The following is a 22,579-nucleotide window of genomic DNA, read 5'->3' on the forward strand; positions in this document are numbered from 1 at the left end:
CGGCACATTGTTTCAATTGGGCAAAACTTTCATAACCATCCTGGAATAACTTAGAATAGCCGATAAAACATTTTTCACGAACCAGGACCCTGGCCATGAGCAAATCTGAAAATCTGTACCACGCTGCGCGCGAACTGATCCCCGGCGGCGTCAACTCGCCGGTCCGCGCCTTCACCGGCGTCGGCGGCACACCGCTGTTTATCGAACGCGCGGATGGCGCCTACCTCTATGACGTCGACGGTAAAGCCTATATCGATTATGTCGGCTCCTGGGGTCCGATGGTGCTGGGCCACAACCACCCGGCGATCCGCAATGCGGTGATCGAAGCGGCCTCCCGCGGCCTGAGCTTTGGCGCGCCGACTGAAATGGAAGTGAAAATGGCGGCCCTGGTGACCGAGCTGGTGCCGACCATGGATATGGTGCGGATGGTAAACTCCGGTACCGAAGCGACCATGAGCGCCATTCGTCTGGCGCGCGGCTTCACCGGCCGCGACAAAATCATTAAGTTCGAAGGTTGCTACCACGGCCATGCCGACTGCCTGCTGGTGAAAGCCGGGTCCGGCGCGCTGACCCTCGGCCAGCCGAACTCACCGGGCGTACCGGCCGATTTCGCCAAACATACCCTGACCTGCACCTATAACGACCTCGCCTCAGTGCGGGCGGCGTTCGAGCAATATCCGCAAGATATCGCCTGCATCATCGTCGAACCAGTGGCCGGAAATATGAACTGCATTCCGCCGCAGCCGGAGTTCCTGCCGGGCCTGCGCGCGCTGTGCGATGAGTTCGGCGCCCTGCTGATCATCGACGAAGTGATGACCGGCTTCCGCGTGGCGCTGGCGGGCGCCCAGGCTTATTACGGCGTGGAGCCGGATCTGACCTGTCTCGGGAAAATCATCGGCGGTGGGATGCCGGTAGGCGCCTTCGGCGGCCGCCGTGAGGTCATGGACGCCCTGGCGCCCACTGGCCCGGTCTACCAGGCGGGCACCCTCTCCGGCAACCCGATCGCCATGGCGGCGGGCTTCGCCTGCCTGAACGAAGTGGCGCAGCCGGGGGTTCATGAAACCCTGACCGAACTGACTAATCAGCTGGCGCAAGGCCTGCTGGACGCGGCGCGTGACGCCGGGATCCCGCTGGTGGTTAATAACGTCGGCGGCATGTTCGGCATCTTCTTTACCGATGCCGAAACCGTCACCTGCTATCAGGACGTGGTGAAATGCGATGTCGAACGCTTCAAGCGTTTCTTCCACCTGATGCTGGAGGAGGGCGTGTACCTGGCGCCGTCTGCGTTTGAGGCCGGCTTTATGTCCGTGGCCCACAGTGAACAAGATATCGACAACACCATCGACGCCGCGCGTCGGGTATTTGCCAAACTGTAAGGTGCCTGAATGCCTGGTGGCGCAGGGATTTTCCCGGAGGCGGCGCGCTGCGCCTTATCCGTATATGGACACCTCCCGTTATGCAAGTCATCTCTGCATTTTGTGTAACGGGGTAAGGTGCGTTCGTATATCCGGCCTCTCTTACGATACCGTCGTATCCGGGCCATGATGTTATCTGCGCATCTGTTTCCATTCGGGCTAGCGGCTTTGTTTTCCAGGGAGCCTTCGGATAAGTCGGAATGACAGATGCCGGTCTTACCTGTTACTCATCACACTTTGCTGACTGCACTCTCACGGCAGGTTATTGCTCTTTTACTGCATGGGTTACAGGCCGCCGGTTAACCGGCGGCCTGTAACCCATGGTAATCTTCTTCGCGGCTCAGTATCGCCCATGCTATTCGCGCATTCTTGTTCGCCAGCGCCACCGTCGCGATATTCCGGTTTCGCCTTTCCGATAACGCCTTCAGCCACTGGCTGCGTCTGTCGGTTTTATTCTGACACGCGTTCAGCACCGCACGCGCACCGTGGATTATCAGCGTCCGCAGGTAACTGTCTCCCCGTTTGCTGATAGACCCCAGCCGCGCTTTCCCGCCACTGGAGTGCTGCCGCGGGACCAGACCCAGATACGCCGCCATCTCCCGACCACTTTTGAACTGTCTGCCATCGCCGACCGCCGCCACCAGCGCACTGGCCACCACCGGCCCCATACCCTCTATCGCCAGCAGCCTTTTTATCCGGATATCATCCCGTGCTGACTGCTCAAGCCGCCTGTCATGGCGGGCGACCCGCTCATCCAGCATCTGCAGCTCTTCCGCCAGTTCGCTCAGCAGGCGGATAAAGCGGTCATCCCACAGCTCTTGTTGCGACAGTATCTCCGGCAATGCCTTACGTAGCTGCCTTATTCCCACCGGCAGTACCAGACCAAACTCACCCAGCAGTCCCCGCATCTCATTACTCAGGGCTGTCCGGGCGCGGACGAGCCGGGCCCGGACGCGGTGCTCTGCCTGCAGCGTCTGCTGCCGCTCTGTCTTCATGGCCACAAAGCGCATTCCGGGACGGCTGATAGCCTCGCAGATAGCTTCCGCGTCGTTGGCGTCATTCTTCTGCCCTTTAAGATAGGACTTGACCCGCTGAGGCGGGATAATGCGTACGGTATGCCCCATACGGGTCAGCTCGCGGGCCCAGTAGTGGGCGGCGCCGCAGGCTTCAATCCCGATAAGGCAGGGAGAGAGTTGAGAGAAAAAGGCGGTCATGCGGTCCCGGCGCAGGGTTTTACGCAGGACAACATGTTCATGGTGATCCACGGCATGTATCTGGAAGATATTTTTAGCCAGGTCGAGACCAATACGTTTAATATTCATGATGGACACCTCCTCCGGGGATCTGGGGTTAACACCTCAGTCTGGCACTTTGATGCCGTAAGGTGGGAGGTGTCCATCACATCGGGCTACCAAATCGCACAGCGCTGTAGCCCCGGTAAGCGCCAGCGCCACCGGGGATGTTGAAGCCATCCAGGATCGTTAGCGACTCTGCTTTCTCAGCAAATAAATAAAGTACGGCGCGCCGATAAAGGTCGACAGCAGCCCCGCCGGGATCTGGTACGGGAACATCATCATCCGTCCGCACCAGTCGGCAAAGACCAGCAGCACACCGCCGGTCAGGCCGGAGATCACCATATGCGGCAGCGTTCGCCGGAAGCCCATCATGCGCGCGATATGCGGCGCCATCAGGCCGACAAAGCTCAGCGGGCCGATGGTCAGCGTCGCCGCCGCCGTCAGACAGGCCGCCAGCAGCAGCAGAATGATCCGCGATGACGTCAGCGCCATCCCTACCGCTCGCGCCGCCTCCCCACCCAGCGGCAGAATGGTTAACCAGCGGCGGCAGAGCGGCGCCAGCGCCAGTAGCACCAGCATTACTGCGCCGCTGCGCACGACCCTCTCCGGCGTCGCGCTATAGGTCGACCCCGCGATCCACGTCAGGATCTGCGCCATACGCGGATCGCCGCTGGCCTGCAGCATCATCAACAGCATGGTGAAAGCGGTACTGAGCGCCATCCCCGCCAGCAACATCCGGTGCGGCGAGAAACCGCCGCGCCCGGCGGCCAGCAGAATAATCAGCAACGTGGCCGCCGCGCCAAGGCTGCCGGCTGGCAGCAGCCAGCCAAAGGCGTCGCCAGGCACGAAAAACAGCATCAGCACCACGCCAAAGGCGGCGCCGGAGCTAATGCCCAGCACTTCCGGGCTGGCCATCGGGTTGCCGGTCAGGCGCTGGATAATGCAGCCAGCGACCGCCAGCATGACCCCGGCGAACAGCGCCGACAGCACCCGCGGCCAGCGCCAGGGCAGCAGTTGCTCCAGCAGATCGCCATGAGCCCACAGCCAGCCGTGAGCATCGCGGCCAAAAGCCAGCGCTACGCTCACCGCCAGCAGCAACAACACGACGCCACCGAGAGCAAACCATTGCACGTGATAACGCTCCGGCAACACTTTATCGCCGCCGTTCATCACCGGGGCGCTGATGCTGCGCAGCCGCGGCAGCAGCCACAGCAGGAGCGGCGCGCCAATCAACGCGGTGACCGAGCCGGTGGAGACTTCCCGCCACACCCGGCTCAGCCAGAGGATAATCTGATCCGAAAGCCACAGGAGCAGCGCGCCGATCAGCGCCGCCAGCAGCAGCCGCGCCAGCAGCCGACGGGCGCCAAGCATTTTCGCCAGCAGCGGCGCGAACAGGCCGATAAAGCCGATAATGCCGACCGCGTTCACCAGCAGCGCGCTGATGACGATCGCCAGCGTCAGGGCGCCAAGGCGCGCCAGAGAAAGCGCCAGCCCGAGGTTACGCGCCACCCCGTCATCGAGCCCCATCAGGGTCAGCGGACGCAGCAGCAGCAAGATGAGTATTGCCCCGCCAAGCAGCTGCGGCCACAGGCGCTGCACCACGCTCCAGTCGGTTTGCGTCAGCGTCCCGGTGCTCCACAGGAACATGCTCTGCAGTTGGTCGTGATGGAAAATCACCATCAGCTGGTTAAGCGCCCCACAGTAAAGGCTGACCACCAGGCCGGCCAGGATCAGCGTTACCGGCGACAAGCGCTTGCCCCACGAGACGCCAAATACCAGCGCGCCCACCAGACAGGCCCCGGCCAGCGCGGCGAACTGCGACGCCAGCACGCCGGGGATGGCCCACAGGGTGGTGACGGTTATCCCCAGCTGCGCGCCGGTGGCGACGCCAAGGGTGGTCGGCTCCGCCAGCGGATTACGCAGCACCTGCTGGAACAGCACGCCGACGAGTCCCAGCCCGGCGCCGACCAGCAGCGCGACAGCCAGCCTCGGCAGCAGGCTGTAATGGAACAGCATCTGGGCGATATTATCGATATCCGGCTGCCACAGCGCCTGACGCCATTGCGCGTAAGGTAAAGCGACATTGAGGTTGACGATGCTCAGCGCGAAAGCGGCAACCAGCAGCCCGGTCAGCAGGAGAATGGCTAACGGCGAGAGACGCGCGTTCATATCGCCGCCCTCCCCTGCGCATCGGCCAGCACGCGGGCGAAATGCATCGCCGACAGCGTCGCGCCATAGAACCACACCGCCGGAACCCGCTGGAAACGCCCCGCGCGCACGAACGGCATCGCCTGCCACAGCGGGGTCGCCAACAGCTGGGCCATCTCCCGATCGTTGCCATGATCGAAACAGATCACATCGGCCTCGTTAAATGCCGCCAGCCGATCAATACCGACGGTGACGCTGCCCCAGAATGCCGCTTCGCCGCGCCAGGCGTTTTGAATGCCAAAGCGGTCAAGCACCTCCTGGAACAGGCAGTTCTCACCGAATACCAGCACGTGGCGCGGATCGAGCAGGGAGATCATCAGCAGAGAGCGATCGCCGCGCCCGGCAAAACGCGGGCGCAGGCTCTCCATTAGCGCGTCGAACGCCGCCAGGTGGCGCTTCGCCTGCTGTTGCTTACCCAGCAGGTCAGCCATCTCCAGCAGCGAACGCTGGGCCATCGCCAGCGGCCGTTTGCCGTCGCTGAAGGTGAAGCCGCGGCCGGGCGCAATACGCGCCAGCTTTTCCGGCGATGGGCCATAGCCTGCCGACCAGACGATAAACGACGGTTTCATCTGCGTCAGCAGTTCAAGGTTGGGTTCGGTGCGCAGACCAACATCGATCACCGAGTCGGGCAGCGCGGGTTCGTTCACCCACAAGCGATAGTTGGGAATATCGGCCACGCCGTAGGGCGTCACGCCGAGCGCCAGCAGCAGCTCCGCGGGCAGCCACTCCAGCGCGACGACGCGCTGCGGATCGACGTCGGCCGCCTGCGCGCCGCGCATCTGCCACAGCAGCGGCGACAGCGCCATCGCGGTCAACAGGCGGCGTCGGGTTATCAAAGTCGGGTTCATCATTAATAGACAAAGCTTACCGGCGCCGCGCCGGCCGGGTGCGGCAGGATCCCCATCGGGATGCCGTAGATCTGCTCCAGGGTGTCGCTGCGCATCAGTTCCGCTGGCGTCCCCTGGGCGATCATTTCTCCGCCGCGCAGGGCCACCAGATGGTCGCAGTAGCGCGCCGCCATATTAATGTCATGCAGCACCGCGATCACCGTCAGGCCACGCTGCTGGCTGAGACGATGCACCAGCGCGAGGACATCGACCTGATGGGCGATATCCAGCGCCGAGGTCGGTTCATCGAGCAGCAGACAGCGGCTGTCCTGGGCTACCAGCATGGCAATCCACGCCCGCTGGCGTTCACCGCCGGAAAGACTGTCCACCAGCCGATGGGCGAGCGGCTTCAGCCCCACCAGCGCAATCGCCTCTTCCACTTTTTCGCGGTCTGCCGCGCCGAAGCGCCCCAGCGCGCCGTGCCACGGGTAGCGGCCTATCGCCACCAGCTCACGCACCGTCATGCCTTCCGCCGGCGGCAGCTGCTGCGGCAGATAGGCTACTTTACGGGCAAAAGCTTTACTGCTCCAGCTCTCCAGCGGCTGGCCATCCAGCAGCACCTCGCCTGCGGAAGGCGGCTGATGGCGGCCGAGCATTTTCAGTAATGTGGATTTGCCGGAGCCATTATGGCCGATCAGGCCGGTGACTTTTCCAGCCGGGAAGGTGAGCGAGAGCGGATGAAGCAATGTGCGGCCAGGCACACGGAAAGTGACACGATCCAGTGCGAAGGTGGTTTCAGCGTGCGGAGTCTGTTCCTGCATAGCGGTAACCTGGTAGAGGGCGCGGCGAACCGCGCCCGTAGGTGGTTAGAAACGGAAGGTTGCGGTAGCGACGACCTGGCGTCCGGCGCCCCAGTAGCAGGCGTATTCGCTATAGCAGCTGGAGACATAGTCGCGGTCAAACAGGTTGTTGACGTTGACGCCGACCGAAGACCCCGGCAGGCCGAAGCGCGCCAGATCGTATTTCACTGTCGCATCCATCAGCGCATAACCGGCCACATTGAAGGAATCGTTTTTCTTACCGGTGCTGGTGTCATTTTTGTAGTAACTGACCGTTGAACCGATATAACGCGCCCCGGCACCTACCGTCAGACCGCTGAGCGCGGTTTCGTGGAAGGTATAATCCCCCCACAGGGAGGCCATGTTACGCGGCACTTCCGCCGGACGCTTGCCTTCGAAGACGGTGTCGTGAGTGTATTCGGCATCGGTATAGCTGTAAGCCGCGGTCAGGTTGATATTGGCATTAACCGCCGCTTTCGCCTCCAGCTCAAAGCCGCGGGAGCGGATTTCGCCGGTTTGTACGCTGAACAGTCCGGTAGGATCGTTAGGATCTGCCGTCAGGTTCTTATCTTTGGTCAACTGATAGACCGCCGCGGTCACCACCACCGGCATATCTTTCGGCACGTATTTCACGCCGGCTTCATACTGCTTACCGCGCGACGGATCGAACGGTTTGCCGGTGCTATTGGAACCCGATACCGGTTCAAACGATTCGCTGTAGCTAAAGTACGGGGAGATGCCGTTATCAAAGAGATAGTTGATCCCGCCGCGCCAGCTGAACTGCTGGTCGTGATTCTCCGCCAGGCTGTTACTGGAGCGAGTTAATGTTGAGGTGGTGGCGTAATCGTAACGGCCGCCCAGGGTCATGACCCACTTATCCCACTCCATCTGATCCTGCGCGTACAGGCCCGTCTGCTCCATACGGTTAAGGACCGCGTACGGGAAAGTGACCTGAATATTCGGGTTGCCGTACTGCGGATTGGTCATGCTAATGGCATCGGCCGTACCGTAGTCTGCGTCAACGTCGTTACGCATCCGCGAGTAGTCCACCCCGGTCAGCAGCGTATGGCTGACCGCGCCGGTGGCGAAATCAGACTGCAGTTGCGTATCAACGGTAAAGGTGTTCAGGTGCTCATCAGAACGTACGTAGGCGCGATTCATGTAGCCCGGCGCGACATAGCCGTTGCCGTATACCGAACGATACAGCGTATGCACATCGGCATAGCGCAGGTTCTGACGCACGGTAAAGGTGTCATCGAACTGATGGGAGAAGCTATAGCCCACCATCTGCTGGCGACGCGCCATTTTGTTATCGGACTCGCCTTCGTTGAAATCGGTCGGCAGCTTGTGCGCTTTACCGTTGGCATCGTAATACGGCACCACGGTGCCTTCGCGCGGCAACCAGCCGTAGTAGCCCGCGTACGGGTCATTCTGGAAGTTGCTCAGGAAGGTGAAATCGGTTTTATCATCGGGGCGCCAGCTAAAAGATGGCGCCACCGCGTAGCGGGTCGATTTCGCCATTTGCTGCTGCGCATCCTGGCTGCGTCCCAGGCCGGTCAGGCGATAGGACCAGACGCCGGCATCGTCAATGGCGTCGCTGAAGTCAAACCCAGTCTGCCACAGATTGTCGGTGCCCATCTTGAACTGCACTTCTTTCAGCGGCTCGGTAGTCGGGCGCTTGCTGACCATACTGACGATACCGCCCGGGTTGCTGTTGCCGTACAGCACCGAGGTTGGCCCGCGCATCACTTCCACGCGTTCCAGGAAATACGGGTCCATGGAGACTTCAGAGTAGTTGTTACCCTGCAGCTTCATGCCATCCAGATACTGGTTGGTATTGACGGTCGACGAAGTGGTGAAGCCGCGGATGGTGACCACATCATAGGTAGTTGAACTGCCGCGGGTGGAGAAGACGCTTGGCGTATAGGAGAGCGCCTCTTTTACCGTCGTCGGCTGGCGCATCTCCATCTCCTGGCGCGTTACCACCGAGACAGACTGCGGCGTTTTTTCGATCGGGGTATCGGTTTTGGTCGCCGTGGCAGAGCGTTTTGCCGCAATGGTCGGCGCCGGTCCCCAGGCGCTTTCCTGGGCGGTCGGGGCCGCGACGACGGTGATAGTTTCTTCTTGCTTCGGTTGTTCTGCTGCCTGTGCGTAGACAGACATGCCGCTAACCGCCGTGGCTACTACAACTGCGACTTTACGCAGCGAGTGATTTGGCTGAGCAGTTTTTGGACGCGCCATGGGTATATCTCTGATGAAAGTGAATGATAACGTAAACGAGAATTATTATTATGACGGGCGATATAATAGGCGAAACGTTGAAGGCAAGGCAAGCGATATGCCTGTCGGGTCGGACCAAAGGCCGAATTAATAACCAGATAGTTATTATGGGGTTAAAGAGCGGTTAAGTTTTTTACAGGGATAAAAAAACCCCTTAATACTTTCGTATTAAGGGGTCTGGTCAGACGACGCGAATCAGTTGCTGCCGAACATATCCTTGATCCAGCCCGCCACACCGTCGCTCTTTTCCTGCTGCTTCGGCGGCTGTTGCTGCTGTTGTTGTTGCTGCGGCTGCTGCTGCCCGGACTGATTGAACGGGTTGTTCGCTTCCTGCTGCTGCAACTGCTGCTGCTGCATCATCTCGCCCTGACGACACAGCGCATCCGGCTGCGTGGTCCAGACCGGCAGCGAACGCATACCGCCGCTGCAGACGAAGTTGCCATTACTGTCCACGCCCATGTCGACGACATCTTCCGGCGCCGTCAATACCAGCGGCGTCGGCGTCTGGTTCGCCAGATAGCGCTGGTAAATCGACATCGCACCGCTGGCGCCGTACAGTTTGGTCGGCTGGTTGTTATCGCGTCCCACCCAGGTGATAGTCACCTGGCTACCGTCGATGCCGGCGAACCAGGTATCGACGTTATTGTTGGTGGTCCCGGTTTTCCCCGCCAGATGCAGGCCAGGATACTTCGCGCCCAGCTGACGCCCCGTCCCGCGCTGCACCACCTGCTGCATGGTCCACAGCGTCATGTAAGCCGCCTGGGCAGGCACGGCGCGCTCTGCCTGTGGATAGCTCTGATAGAGCACGGTACCATCTTCAGCAATTACTGACCGCAGGGCGGACAGCGGCGCACGGTTACCACCGCTGGCGATCGTCTGGAAGGCCTGGGCCACTTCAATCGGTGTCAGGTTCAGCGCACCCAGCAGCATCGACGGCACCGCGTTAAGCTGATTCTTCGGCGCCCCCAGCTTCGTCCAGGTATCAACCACCGCCGGCAAGCCCAGCGCCATCCCGAGGTTAACCGTCGGCACGTTCATCGAGCGGGTCAGGGCATCCACCAGCATGACCTGGCCGCTGAAGCGACGATCGTCGTTCTGCGGCGACCACGTCTGGCCGTTGGACAGGCGAATGGTCACCGGCGCATCGGCGATCCAGGTATTCAGGCGATATTGATTCGGCTGGCTCAGCGCGGTCAGATAGGTTGCTGGCTTAGCCAGAGAACCAATCGACCGGCGGGCCTGCATCGCGCGGTTGTACCCCGCGAACTGTGGCTCCGCGCCGCCGACCATCGCCCGCACTTCGCCGGTAAAGCGGTCCACCACCACCATGGCGGTTTCCAGATCTGCCAGTTTGCGCTGTTTCTTCAGTACCGGGATCCCTTCGGAGGCCGCTTTTTCCGCCGCATCCTGGGCCACCGAGTCGAAGGTAGTGAAGATCTTCACGCCGGAGAGATCTTTGACTTTATCGCCCAGCTTCGCCTGCAGCTCCTGGCGCACCATCTGCATAAACGCCGGCTGCGGTGAAATCACCCCACCGCGCGGCTGCACGCCCAGCGGACGGGCGCTCAGCATATCGTACAGCTCCTGGTCGATAACCTGCTGCTGTTGCAGCAGACGCAGCACCAGATTGCGTCGCTCCAGGGCCAGCTTCGGGTTGCGCCACGGGTTATATACCGAGGCCCCCTTCACCATCCCCACCAGCAGCGCCTGCTGATCGAGGCTCAGCTCTTCCACCGGACGGCCAAAGTAGTACAGACTGGCCAGCGGGAAGCCGCGAATTTCGTTATCGCCGCTCTGACCGAGGTACACCTCGTTCATATACAGCTCAAGGATGCGATCCTTGCTGTAGCGGGCATCGACGATCAGCGCCATATACGCTTCATTGGCTTTACGCCAGTAGGAGCGTTCGCTGGAGAGGAACAGGTTTTTCACCAGCTGCTGAGTCAGGGTACTCGCCCCCTGCACCGTCCGGCCCGCCGTCAGGTTCGCCAGCACCGCACGGCCGATGGAATAGAGGCTGATGCCATCGTGCTCGTAGAAGTGGCGGTCTTCGGTCGCCAGCAGGGTATCCACCAGCAGGTCGGGGAAGCCGCTGCGCTTCACGAACAGGCGCTGCTCGCCGTTCGGCGATTGCAGCATGGTGATAAGCCGCGGATCGAGACGGAAGAAACCGAACTGGCGGTTATTATCCATATTCTCGATAGTTTCCAGATGGTCGCCGTCGAAGGTCAGACGCGCGCGCACCTGCCCTTCTTTACTGTCCGGGAAATCAAACGGACGACGGATCATCTCGATGCTGTTAGCCTGCACGGTGTATTCGCCCGGACGCGTCATCGCGCTGACCTGACGATACTGGGTGGCGTTCAGCAGACGCACCATTTCGTTTTTGCTGATCTGCATGTCCGGCTCAAGGTTCACCATCCGGCCATAGACCGCGGCCGGCAGCTCCCAGACTTTACCGTCAATGCGACTGCGGATTTTCTGATCGAGGTAGACGCCATAGGCGGCAATCAGCACCGCGAAGACAATCCCCAGCTTAACCAGCAGCCACAGCCAGCTGCGCTTCCGACGAGGCTTGCCCCCTTTGCCTTTAGATTTTCGCGGCACCGGTTTCTCATCCTCATAATCATCGTCATCATATTCGTCGTCGTAGTCCTCTTCCCGAACCCGGCGACGGGTGACTTTTTGTTTTGCCGGACGTGAGGGTCTTCCCTTACGTCCGATAGGCTCGCGGTCATCTCCCGCCATGCTTTTTCTCCGCAACGTTCAGGCGCAAAGGCCTGATTCTCAATACTTCCTCTGTTCAGAGGAAGAAGAAATCTCTCAAATTAACGTCCAGGCTGCTTATCCTTCGGACGACAACCTGCTGGCTGGCAGAACGCGCCGCCAGCCTTTCAGGGGGTTGGTTTGCTTCGTGTCACATGATACTAACAATAAAAATTCACCATAAAATCATTGTGTTAAACGCATCATCAGCAGAATAAGTCAGAACATAGCACGTAATGTTCAGGGCATACAGGATAGCACTAAAATGCGACATTCTTAACCAGCATTTTACCGCCTGCGCACGTAACAAGATGGGAAAGAGTATGTTTTTTAATAACATAAAAAACGGCGTGATCCCTTCCGGTCAACGCAGTGGCATCATCCGCGGATGAAAATATATTTTCCCGGGGCCAACGTTTATTATTGAAAGAAGTAAAGTCGATTAAGCGGCTTTCCGCTGATAAAAATGAGAGGCTGTTAACATTTATGCAGAATAATATTTTATGATGACACCGGGGAAATATTTGTTAAACTAGCGGCCAGTGATTCATTATTTTGATTACTCTATGATGCGTATTCCGCTTATATTTCCGCTTTGCGTGGTAGCCCTTCTCTCTGGCTGCCAACAAAAACCCGCCTCAACGCTCAGCCCGGCCATCAGCAGCCAGGCGCAGCTGGAGCAGCTCTCGTCCGTGGCGGCAGGAACGCGCTATCTCAAGAATAAATGTAATCGTAGCGATCTCCCCGCCGATGAAACGATATATCGGGCGGCGGTGAATGTCGGTAAAGCGCGCGGATGGGGAAATATTGACGTGGCGACGTTAAGCCAAAATAGCGACCGGCTTTACCAACAGCTTTTACAGGACAGCACTCCGGAAGCCACGCAGTGCAGTCAATTTAATCGCCAGCTGGCTCCCTTTATTGCCAGCCTGCGCGGCGACTAAGCGAAATATCCTCAACGCGCCTGTTATTGTGCGCGCTTTTATTCCCCTTTCGGTTCCTCGTCAATTTTTCCGCCGGGCCAGTCCTCCAGCGCCGCCAGGGTAAAGGTCACGCCGTTGAAGCTGAAGATCGTCACATCCTGCTGGATCTGCTCCACCACCAGATTGGGCAGCGGGGAATCGCCCTCCGACCACGCTTTGCCGTTTAACACAATGCTGCGTTTTTCCGCCACCGAGGCGTAGACATGGGCGCTGTAGCGCAGAGGCGGCAGCGTATCGCTGTCCACCACCGGCGTCGCGGGCGCGCTGGGGGTGAGTTTAACCGCCGGTGGCGGCGTTTTTGCCGCGCTATCCTCGGCGGCGGTTAACGGCAGAAGCGCCGCATGGGCTACCGGCAAGGGCAGCGTTTGCGGCGGTGACGGATGGCGCCACTGCTCGCCGCCAAACCAGCCGAGGGCGATAAATAATCCGGCGTACAGCGGGAGGATCCAGCCAGGGATCTGCACCATCCGGCCGCGGATCACCGGCGCGTCAGCCAGCGCCGACGGCGGCTGATGCGCCACCAGCGGCGGGAGCCCTCTTTCACTGTCATCACGAACAATCACAACGGTCTCCTGTTCCCTCACGATAACGAGAAGGCGCCCTTACGGACACCCCAGACTGCTGACAACGTGCAATCTTCAGGGATTGCCCGGCGGCGCTACGCTTGCGCGGGCCGCCAGTTAACTGCATAACTGTTTGATATTGCAGTCTTTCGTAGGCCGGGTAAGGCGTAAGCCGCCACCCGGCAGAAAGGCGAGCACAATAACGAAACAGGTTTGTCATCAGCCAGAGGCGCCCTTACGGGCGCCCCACGTTATGTTATTTACTGCTCACCGGCAGGCCAGCGCCCTGCGATTCCCCCTGTGGCAGCTCGAGAACAGCGACCGACCAGGCCGGCAGCGTGACCGAGCCGTCAGCGGCAACCTGCACGCCGCTCGCCAGCGAACGGTCGCCTGCCGCCTGCTGGATGGCGCTCAGCTGCAGCGATGTTCCGGCGAAGTCCTGCAACGTCCGGCTTTCCGGTGCGGCGTTGATCGCCACCACAATGCCGTCGACGCGGCTGTCCAGACTGGCCCCAGCCTGCATCCCGTCATCAATGGTCATCACCAGCAGACCGGTTTGCTGATCGGCGCCGGTATTGCGGAAGTCCACGCGCTTCATCACCGTCGCGCCATCGCCAAGGGTAAACAGCGGGGACGATTTACGCAGCGCGGTCAGCTCCTGATAAAACGCGGTCATCTGCTTGAGCTCCGTTTCACCCGGAGTAGCCACCGCGTCTTTCACCCGGGCGATAATGTCATAGTTGCTGCCATCATCGCTGCTGCGCGGCATACCCACGTTGTAGTTGTTGTCCTGCAGGGAGTAATCCACGCGGTTAAACCAGTCACCGGAATCATACGAATCGCGGGTAAAAGATTTAGAGCGCAGCAGCTCTGAGCCCTGCTGGTCAAAGGCGATCCCCTGGCCGAGCATCACCGTCGCCAGCGACACCGCCTGCATCCGGACGCGGGTATCGAGATCCGCCTCCTGAGCAGCTTTATAGCTGATCATGTCCCACAGCGTTTGGTTGTCGTGTTTTGACACATAGTTCACGACTTCCGTCGGGTCAGCCGCATAGCCGCCAGGCGCGCCGTTATAGTCAATCTCGCTGCCTTTCTTCACCGCGCCGTCTTTGTCGATCAGCACAAAGTCCGCAAGGTTACCGGCCATGCCCAGACGGGTCAGATCGGCGAGGTGGCGCGCCTGATCGTCGGTCATGCTGGTCAGCTCATTCGGCAGGACGCCGGCGCCGCTGCCCACCCCCTGATTCTGGCGCAATGCATCGCCGGAATCGAACGGCCCGCCGCCGCGCACAGCGTCGCGCAGACGATCGGAGAACGTGCCGATCCCGGTGCCTTTCAGATTGATTTGCGAGGCAATTTCAAAACGATCGCTCTGGTTGGAATCCCAGCCTTCACCAAAGAAGTAAATGTCCGGGTTCAGCGCTTTAATGCGCTCCCAGGCCGAGAGGATCTGCGCTTTCGGGTGGTAGCCCATCAGATCGAAGCGGAAGCCATCGATCTTATAATCGGTGGTCCATACCGCCAGTGAATCAGCGATCAGCTTGGCGAACATCCGGTGCTCTGGCGCCGAGTCGGAGCAACAGGTGGCCGATTCCACGCTGCCGGTGGTTTCATTCAGGCGCTGATAGTACCAGGGGACGATCTTATCCAGCACCGAGGTGCGGTCAGTCGGGCCGGCGGCGTTGGTGTGGTTATACACCACGTCCATAATAACGTTCATCCCCAGATCCTGCTTGATCGCCTGAATCATGGTGCGGAACTCTTTAATGCGCGCCGTGCCTTCCGGGTCGGTGGCATACGAACCTTCCGGCACCGTGTAGTGGAACGGATCGTAGCCCCAGTTATAGGAGTCGGTCTGCGCCACCAGCGTATTCAACGCCTGCACCTGCGGGTTATCCTTGCTGTCGTTCTGCTTCAGCTGAGTCAGCACCTCTTCGACCGTCGAACCGCTGTCGCAATAGCCCGCGAACTCGCTGCTCTTCACCGCGCTGTTGACCTCACAGAGGCGGCTGAACGGCTGCTGAATATCGGCGACTTTGTCGCTGAACTCATTGACCGTCGCCAGATCGAAGACCGGCAGCAGTTCAATATGGGTCACCCCTGAATCCGACAGCTTTTTCAGATGCTGGACCATATTGCTCTCCTGGGCGGTGAGCGCCAGATACTTACCGCGCAGTTCGGCAGGTACGGTTTGATCCCAGGCAGACAGATCGCGAATATGCGATTCATGAATCGTCATTTTCGCCAGATCGGCTTTGGTTTTCTGCGCGTGCGGCATCGTCAGCCCATCCCAGCCTTCCGGCTTCAGCGCGCTGTCGTTCAGATCGACCACCTGGCTGTACTCTGAGTTGGTCGACAGACTGTGGGCGTAAGGATCGGTTACTTCGTACTGCTCAACTTTGCGCGACTGCGGGTGGTAGACCGTCATCGCGTAGCGGTAGAAGGCGCCTTTCAGGTCGCTTCCCCCCTGCCAGGACCAGGCGCCGGAGGCGCTGTCGCGGGTCATCGGATGGCTGGCTACCACTTTCTTGTCGGCGCTGTAGAGCACCAGCTCAACCTGCTGCGCTGTGGGTGCCCAGACGCGGAAGGTTACGCCGCCATCGGTTAGCTGGGCGCCGTAGCTCAGCGCCTCGGCGGCGGCGGCATAGGTATCGTCCAGCACGCCGGCGGTCTGCACCTGGGTGGCGGAGCTCAGGATCCCATCGCTTTCCGCGGCTATCGCCACCGTCTCGCCCTGCAGCAATTCATCGACGTTGACATCATCCGGCAGCTTAAAGGCTGGATAGCTGGCGAGATGCGGGAAGCGCATGCTTACCTGCTGGCTGATGGTGGTGGGGGTCAGCTTGACATATTTATCGGTAAATTCGCCGTTACTGTCGGCAGCGACTTTACTGCTGTGACTGTAATAGAGACGCACAATCGGTTTATTTTCCCCGCCCGGCCACAGCAGGGTGGATTTATCAACCCAGTGCGCCTCGGCCAGCGCCACGCCAAAGGCGGCGCGGAAGGCGTCGGCGCGGGAGTCATAGACCGCGCTGTTGCCGGCGATAACCGATACCGTGCGATCGGTAAAATCACTGAAGGAGACGCGCAGATCGCTGTCGATAAGCTTATCGGTGCCATCGCGAACGATAACGTTGATACATCCGCTCTCTTTGGTCAGCGGGATCACCCAGTAAGGGCCATATTTGTCGCTGCCGGTTGGCGTGGTACTGACATCATTCCAGTCCGCCACCGGTGCGCTCAGCGCATCACAGGTTTCGTTGTTCCATAAATAGAGGTTTTTCGTCGCATAGTCGACCGGCGTACTGCTGGTAATACCGGCGATATCGACAAGATGAATGACAGCCTGATTGGCGGAAGCTTGTACCGCTTCACCAGGGACAGCGACATCCGGTAAACGGACGACGACATCCTGCGGGTCGGGCGTGCCGGGAGTACCTGGATCGCCAGGTGAGCCAGAGGAAGAGGAAGAGGAAGAGCTGTTATCACAGCCACTCAATAATACTAACGATCCAAGAAATAGGGCATGACAGGTATATCTGAGCATTCGATAGTCCCTAATATGCTTATTAAATTATAAAAGGTAAGAAAGGATGAATATTTTTACAGCGCGCTAATTAGATATTTTTGCTTTCGCAGGTGCAATCATCCCCTGAAAATGAGAGGGGGGCGTAGGAAGCCGGGGGAGTAAATCAATAAAGGGAATGACGACCGGAAACCGCAAACTGATTATGATTCGCCACGCTTATCGCCATTCTCCGGCAATAAATAATTCAAAAGCCAATAATCACCTACCTGTTTCGGTAGGGTATGACGTCAGCGTGCAGAAAAATAAATTTGCAAAGGAATAAAGATGCCAATTTCTGTGATGAGGTTAACAAATATAAATAAGGGGATAATTAAATTATTACCTCAAATTGTGACACTCATCATATTAATAACTACCATTCCGCAGCTGGCCAAATTAACCTGGCGCGTGGTATTCCCTGTCAGTCCTGAGGATATTTCCGCCCTGCCACTAACTGCTTCTCCAGGGGCAGAAGCGGAATTAAAAAGCGTGCGCCCCGTATTTACCCTGTTTGGTCTGGCGGCAAAAAATATCCCGGCGCCAGCGGAGGCTACCGACCTCAATCAGGTGCCGGTTTCCAGTCTGAAGTTACGCCTTACCGGCCTGCTCGCCAGCAGCAATCCGGCACGTTCTATCGCCATTATTGAGAAAGGAAAACAGCAAGTTAGCCTTAGCGTCGGCGATACCACCCCGGGATATGATGCGCGGATCGCCGCCATTCTGCCCGACCGGATTATCGTCAACTATCAGGGGCGCCAGGAGGCCATTTTATTATTTAACGACAGCCGCGCGGCGCCGCCGTCAGCCGCCGCGGTGGCCAGTCCTCCCCTCGTGAAGCGACTTCGCGAGCAGCCACAAAATATCCTCACTTATTTATCTATTTCGCCCGTGCTCAGTGGCGACAAACTGCAAGGCTATCGCCTAAACCCAGGCAAAGATGCCTCACTGTTTCGCCAGGCCGGCCTGCAGGAAAATGATTTAGCCATTGCCTTAAATGGCATTGATTTACGCGACCAGGAACAAGCGCAACAGGCGATGCAACACCTGGCCGAACTGACCGAAATAACGCTAACCGTTGAGCGAGAAGGCCAACGACACGATATTGCTTTCGCGCTGGGGGATGAATAATTGCCAACCATGAAACGCCTGCGGAAAATGCTGCCTGTGCTGCTGGTATTAACACCACTTATATTTAGCCCGGTCGTCGCAGAGGAATTTTCCGCCAGTTTTAAAGGCACCGATATTCAGGAATTTATCAATACCGTCAGCAAAAACCTGAATAAAACGGTGATTATCGATCCCAGCGTACGCGGCACCATCACCGTACGCAGTTACGATATGCTTAATGAAGATCAATATTATCAATTCTTCCTCAGCGTACTGGATGTATATGGTTTCGCCGTGATTAATATGAATAACGGCGTGCTAAAAGTGGTACGTGCCAAAGATGCTAAAACCTCAGCCGTTCCGGTCGCCAGCGCGGCCGCACCCGGCGAAGGCGATGAGGTCGTCACCCGGGTGGTACCTCTGACTAACGTCGCCGCCCGCGATCTGGCGCCGCTGCTCCGCCAGCTGAACGATAACGCTGGCGCCGGCAGCGTGGTCCATTATGAGCCCTCCAACGTACTGCTGATGACCGGCCGCGCGGCGGTGATCAAACGCCTGCTGACCATTGTCGAGCGCGTCGACAACGCCGGGGATCGCAGCGTGGTCACCGTTCCCCTCTCCTGGGCCTCCGCCGCGGAGGTGGTCAAACTGGTTACCGAGCTCAATAAAGACACCAGTAAGTCGGCGCTGCCGGGTTCGATGGTGGCGAACGTGGTGGCCGATGAGCGCACCAACGCGGTACTGGTGAGCGGCGAACCGAACTCGCGCCAGCGCATCATCGCCATGATCAAACAGCTCGACCGCCAGCAGGCGGTGCAGGGCAACACCAAAGTGATCTACCTGAAGTACGCCAAAGCCGCCGATCTGGTGGAAGTTCTGACCGGGATCAGCAGCTCGCTGCAGAGCGATAAGCAAAGCGCCAAACCGGTAGCCGCAATCGACAAAAACATCATTATCAAAGCCCACGGCCAGACCAACGCCCTGATCGTCACCGCGGCGCCGGACGTCATGAACGATCTCGAGCGGGTGATCGCCCAGCTGGATATCCGCCGCCCACAGGTACTGGTAGAGGCGATTATCGCCGAAGTGCAGGATGCCGACGGCCTTAACCTCGGTATTCAGTGGGCCAATAAGAACGCCGGCATGACGCAGTTCACCAACAGCGGTTTGCCGATATCGACGGCTATCGCCGGCGCCAACCAGTACAACAAAGACGGTACCATCAGCAGCTCGCTGGCCAGCGCCCTCGGCTCGTTTAACGGTATCGCCGCCGGCTTCTATCAGGGGAACTGGGCGATGCTGCTGACCGCCCTCTCCAGCAGTACCAAGAACGATATTCTGGCCACCCCCAGCATCGTCACCCTCGACAACATGCAAGCCACGTTTAACGTCGGCCAGGAAGTTCCGGTATTAACCGGCTCGCAAACCACCTCCGGCGACAACATCTTCAATACCGTCGAACGTAAAACCGTCGGCATTAAGCTGAAAGTGAAGCCGCAAATAAACGAAGGCGATGCGGTACTGCTGGAGATTGAGCAGGAGGTGTCGAGCGTCGCCGACTCGGCCTCCAGCACCAGCAGCGATCTTGGCGCGACCTTCAATACCCGGACGGTGAATAACGCCGTACTGGTCGGCAGCGGCGAAACGGTGGTGGTTGGCGGGTTGCTGGATAAAAGCGTCACCGATACCGCCGACAAAGTGCCGCTGCTCGGCGACATCCCGCTGATCGGCGCCCTGTTCCGCTCCGAGAGCAAGAAAGTGTCGAAACGCAATCTGATGCTGTTTATCCGCCCGACGATCATTCGCGATCGCGATGAGTACCGCCAGGCCTCTTCCGGCCAGTACACCGCCTTCAACAATGCGCAAACCAAACAGCGGGGTAAGGACAGCAACGAAGCGTCGCTCAGCAACGACCTGCTGCATATCTATCCGCAACAGGAGACCCAGGCCTTCCGCCAGGTCAGCGCCGCCATTGACGCTTTTAACCTCGGAGGCCGCCCATGACGCCAGCCGCCGAACGCCGTCCGCTGCTGCCTTTTGCCTGGGCCCGTGCGCACCATCTTGTGCTGCTCAGCGACGGCGAACGCTGCGAAGCGCTGTGCCGCCCCGATACCACCGCCCGGGCGCTGCTGGAGGCGCGCCGCCTGGCGGACGGTCCAATGAACGTCAGCCGTCTGGCGCCGGAGGCATTCGAGAAAGTGCTGGTGCTCAGCTATCAGCGCGACTCGGCGGAAGCGCACCGCATGATGGCTGACATCGGCAATGAACTCGACCTCTATACCCTCGCCGAAGAGCTGCCGGACACCGACGATCTGCTCGACAGCGAGGACGATGCGCCGATCATCCGCCTGATCAACGCCATGCTCACCGAGGCCATCAAAGAGAAAGCCTCAGATATCCATATCGAAACCTACGAGCGCCATCTGCAGATCCGCTTTCGCGTCGACGGCGTGCTGCGCGAAATTCTGCGCCCGCAGCGGCGGCTGGCCGCGCTGTTAATTTCGCGCATCAAGGTGATGGCCAGCCTGGATATCGCCGAAAAGCGGGTCCCTCAGGATGGTCGCATGGCGCTGCGCATCGGCGGCCGGGCGATCGACGTGCGCGTCTCCACCCTGCCCTCCAGCCACGGCGAACGCGTGGTGCTGCGCCTGCTGGACAAAAACAGCGTCAACCTGGATCTGCTGACGCTGGGTATGCCGCCCGCCCTGCTCGATCGGGTCGACACGCTGATCGCCCGTCCGCACGGCATCATTCTGGTCACCGGTCCGACCGGATCCGGGAAAAGCACGACGCTCTACGCCGCCCTCAGCCGCCTCGACGCCCGGGAGCGCAACATTATGACCATTGAAGATCCGGTGGAGTATGAGCTGGAGGGCATCGGCCAGACCCAGGTCAACGCCAAAGTCGAGATGACCTTCGCCCGCGGTCTGCGCGCCATACTGCGCCAGGACCCCGACGTGGTGCTGGTAGGGGAAATCCGCGATGGCGAAACCGCCCAGATTGCCGTTCAGGCCTCACTGACCGGGCACCTGGTGCTGTCGACCCTGCACACCAACAGCGCGCTGGGCGCTATTTCCCGTCTGCAGGATATGGGCGTGGAGCCTTTTTTACTCTCCACATCGCTGCTGGCGGTAATGTCGCAGCGGCTGGTGCGCCAACTGTGCCCGCACTGTCGTCAGCCCAGGCAGGCGGATGCCGACACCGCCCGGCAGATGGCGGTCCCGACCGGCACGCCGCTGTGGCAGCCAACAGGCTGCGCCCAGTGTAATTTCACCGGCTATCGCGGGCGTACCGGCATTCATGAGCTGCTGCTAATCGACGATCGCGTGCGTGCCGCCATCCACCGCGGCGAGAACGAGATCACCCTGATCCAGCAGCTGGGGCCAACCTGGCAGACCCTGCGCCATGCCGGGCGCGACAAAGCGCTGGCGGGGATCACCAGCTGGGAGGAGGTGATGCGGGTCACCGAACAGCAAACGGCGGAAAACGACTGAGATGGCCCTGTTTCGTTATCAGGCGCTGGACGCGCAAGGCAAAACCCGCCGCGGCGTTCAACAGGCCGACTCCGCCCGCCACGCCCGCCAGCTGCTGCGCGACAAGGGCTGGCTGGCGCTGGAGCTGACGGCCGCCGATCCGGCGCGGCGACTGTGGCGCGGCGAGTTGCTCACCCGGCGCACCAGCGCCGGTGATTTAGCCCTGCTCACCCGCCAGCTGGCCACCCTGGTGGCGGCCGGCATTCCGCTGGAAAAGGCGCTTGATGCCGTCGCCCAACAGTGTGAAAAGGCGGCGTTGAGAACGTTAATGGCCGGGGTGCGCGGCAAAGTGCTCGAAGGCCACTCGCTGGCGGAGGCGATGCGCGGCTATCCCACCTGCTTCGACGGCCTGTTCTGCGCCATGGTGGCGGCCGGCGAAACCTCCGGTCATCTCGACGGCGTGCTTAACCGGCTGGCGGATTATACCGAGCAGCGCCAGCAGCTTCGCGCCCGCCTGCTGCAGGCGATGATCTACCCCATCGTGCTGACGCTGGTCGCCATCAGCGTGATCGCCATTCTGCTCTCCACCGTGGTGCCGAAAGTCGTTGAGCAGTTTGTGCATCTGAAACAGGCCCTGCCGTTCTCCACCCGGCTGCTGATGAGCCTGAGCGATATCGTACGCAGCGCGGGGCCCTGGCTGGTGCTGCTGTCGCTGCTGGCGCTGCTGACGTTACGCTATCTGCTGCGCCAGCCCGCCCGGCGGCTCGCCTGGGACCGGGCGCTGCTGCGCCTGCCGGTCATCGGGCGCGTGGCGCGCAGCGTCAACAGTGCGCGCTACGCCCGCACCTTAAGCATTCTCAATGCCAGCGCGGTGCCGCTGCTGCTGTCAATGCGCATCAGCGCCGGCGTCCTCAGCAACGCCTGGGCGCGCAGCCAGCTGGAAACGGCCAGCGAATCGGTACGCGAAGGCGTCAGCCTGCATCGCGCGCTGGAGGCCACCGCCCTGTTTCCCCCGATGATGCGCTACATGATCGCCAGCGGCGAGCAGAGCGGTGAGCTGACCGCGATGCTGGAGCGCGCAGCGGAGAACCAGGACCGGGAGCTGAGCGCGCAGATCCAGATGGCCCTCAGTCTGTTTGAACCCCTGCTGGTGGTCACCATGGCCGGCATGGTGCTGTTTATCGTGCTGGCCATCCTGCAGCCGATCCTGCAACTGAACACCCTTATGAGTATGTGATTGTATTAATGGAGA

Annotated in this window: 16 protein-coding genes; 8 read left to right on the forward strand and 8 right to left on the reverse strand. The window is 59.9% G+C overall.

The window, feature by feature from the left end; genetic code table 11:
* Positions 1 to 95: 95 nt before the first annotated feature.
* On the forward strand, positions 96 to 1,376 hold the full coding sequence (gene hemL, locus B8P98_RS22775; RefSeq protein WP_025712332.1) for a glutamate-1-semialdehyde 2,1-aminomutase: 1,281 nt from the start codon (positions 96 to 98) through the stop codon (positions 1,374 to 1,376).
* A gap of 338 nt (positions 1,377 to 1,714) precedes the next feature.
* Here hemL and B8P98_RS22780 read toward each other — a convergent pair whose 3' ends face one another.
* The 6 genes from B8P98_RS22780 to mrcB form a co-directional block, all read right to left on the reverse strand.
* Positions 1,715 to 2,737 carry an IS110 family RNA-guided transposase gene (locus B8P98_RS22780; protein ID WP_095032646.1) on the reverse strand — a complete coding sequence of 341 codons (1,023 nt, stop codon included), beginning with the start codon at positions 2,735 to 2,737 and terminating at the stop codon, positions 1,715 to 1,717.
* A 159-nt stretch (positions 2,738 to 2,896) separates the two neighbouring features.
* Complete coding sequence (fhuB, locus tag B8P98_RS22785) at positions 2,897 to 4,879, reverse strand: Fe(3+)-hydroxamate ABC transporter permease FhuB (protein ID WP_095033430.1); 1,983 nt, start codon at positions 4,877 to 4,879, stop codon at positions 2,897 to 2,899.
* Positions 4,876 to 5,769, reverse strand: coding sequence for a Fe(3+)-hydroxamate ABC transporter substrate-binding protein FhuD (gene fhuD / locus B8P98_RS22790; RefSeq protein WP_095033431.1), 894 nt, complete (start codon positions 5,767 to 5,769; stop codon positions 4,876 to 4,878). Before fhuD ends, fhuB begins: the two co-directional genes overlap by 4 nt.
* The gene (fhuC, locus tag B8P98_RS22795; RefSeq protein ID WP_087805046.1) at positions 5,769 to 6,566 is read right to left on the reverse strand and encodes a Fe3+-hydroxamate ABC transporter ATP-binding protein FhuC; all 798 of its coding nucleotides are present in this window, start codon (positions 6,564 to 6,566) and stop codon (positions 5,769 to 5,771) included. Before fhuC ends, fhuD begins: the two co-directional genes overlap by 1 nt.
* A gap of 45 nt (positions 6,567 to 6,611) precedes the next feature.
* Complete coding sequence (gene fhuA, locus B8P98_RS22800; RefSeq protein WP_080897879.1) at positions 6,612 to 8,825, reverse strand: ferrichrome porin FhuA; 2,214 nt, start codon at positions 8,823 to 8,825, stop codon at positions 6,612 to 6,614.
* A gap of 234 nt (positions 8,826 to 9,059) precedes the next feature.
* Entirely contained in the window at positions 9,060 to 11,612 is a 2,553-nt protein-coding gene (gene mrcB, locus B8P98_RS22805; protein WP_080897878.1) for a bifunctional glycosyl transferase/transpeptidase, read from the reverse strand.
* A gap of 390 nt (positions 11,613 to 12,002) precedes the next feature.
* Between mrcB and B8P98_RS31185 the strand changes: the two genes are divergently transcribed.
* Positions 12,003 to 12,137, forward strand: a complete 135-nt coding sequence (locus B8P98_RS31185; RefSeq protein WP_042929853.1) for a hypothetical protein — start codon at positions 12,003 to 12,005, stop codon at positions 12,135 to 12,137.
* 62 nt (positions 12,138 to 12,199) lie between these two features.
* Complete coding sequence (gene gspS, locus B8P98_RS22815; RefSeq protein WP_042929858.1) at positions 12,200 to 12,574, forward strand: type II secretion system pilot lipoprotein GspS; 375 nt, start codon at positions 12,200 to 12,202, stop codon at positions 12,572 to 12,574.
* 38 nt (positions 12,575 to 12,612) lie between these two features.
* On the opposite strand, the gene gspB is transcribed toward gspS, so the two are convergent.
* Positions 12,613 to 13,176, reverse strand: a complete 564-nt coding sequence (gene gspB / locus B8P98_RS22820) for a type II secretion system assembly factor GspB (protein WP_080897877.1) — start codon at positions 13,174 to 13,176, stop codon at positions 12,613 to 12,615.
* 256 nt (positions 13,177 to 13,432) lie between these two features.
* Positions 13,433 to 16,726: a pullulanase-type alpha-1,6-glucosidase gene (gene pulA, locus B8P98_RS22825; protein ID WP_087805048.1), complete on the reverse strand. Its 3,294-nt coding sequence runs from the start codon at positions 16,724 to 16,726 to the stop codon at positions 13,433 to 13,435.
* A gap of 184 nt (positions 16,727 to 16,910) precedes the next feature.
* Between pulA and B8P98_RS31190 the strand changes: the two genes are divergently transcribed.
* Genes B8P98_RS31190 through gspF form a run of 5 tightly spaced genes read left to right on the forward strand, consistent with a single transcriptional unit; the run spans position 16,911 to position 22,564 of the window.
* A complete protein-coding gene (locus tag B8P98_RS31190) occupies positions 16,911 to 17,030 on the forward strand; it encodes a hypothetical protein (protein ID WP_042929856.1) in 120 nt (39 codons plus the stop codon).
* Positions 17,031 to 17,032: 2 nt separating this feature from the next.
* Entirely contained in the window at positions 17,033 to 17,875 is an 843-nt protein-coding gene (gene gspC / locus B8P98_RS22830) for a type II secretion system protein GspC (protein WP_087805050.1), read from the forward strand.
* A gap of 9 nt (positions 17,876 to 17,884) precedes the next feature.
* Positions 17,885 to 19,858 (forward strand): GspD family T2SS secretin variant PulD, encoded by a 1,974-nt coding sequence (gene pulD, locus B8P98_RS22835; RefSeq protein WP_087805051.1) that lies wholly within the window; start codon positions 17,885 to 17,887, stop codon positions 19,856 to 19,858.
* Positions 19,855 to 21,348: a type II secretion system ATPase GspE gene (gene gspE / locus B8P98_RS22840; RefSeq protein ID WP_080897873.1), complete on the forward strand. Its 1,494-nt coding sequence runs from the start codon at positions 19,855 to 19,857 to the stop codon at positions 21,346 to 21,348. Before pulD ends, gspE begins: the two co-directional genes overlap by 4 nt.
* Before the next feature lies 1 nt (position 21,349).
* Positions 21,350 to 22,564, forward strand: coding sequence for a type II secretion system inner membrane protein GspF (gene gspF / locus B8P98_RS22845; protein ID WP_025714380.1), 1,215 nt, complete (start codon positions 21,350 to 21,352; stop codon positions 22,562 to 22,564).
* The last annotated feature ends 15 nt before the right edge of the window (positions 22,565 to 22,579 follow it).

This window comes from Klebsiella quasivariicola, assembly GCF_002269255.1.
Taxonomy (GTDB): domain Bacteria; phylum Pseudomonadota; class Gammaproteobacteria; order Enterobacterales; family Enterobacteriaceae; genus Klebsiella; species Klebsiella quasivariicola.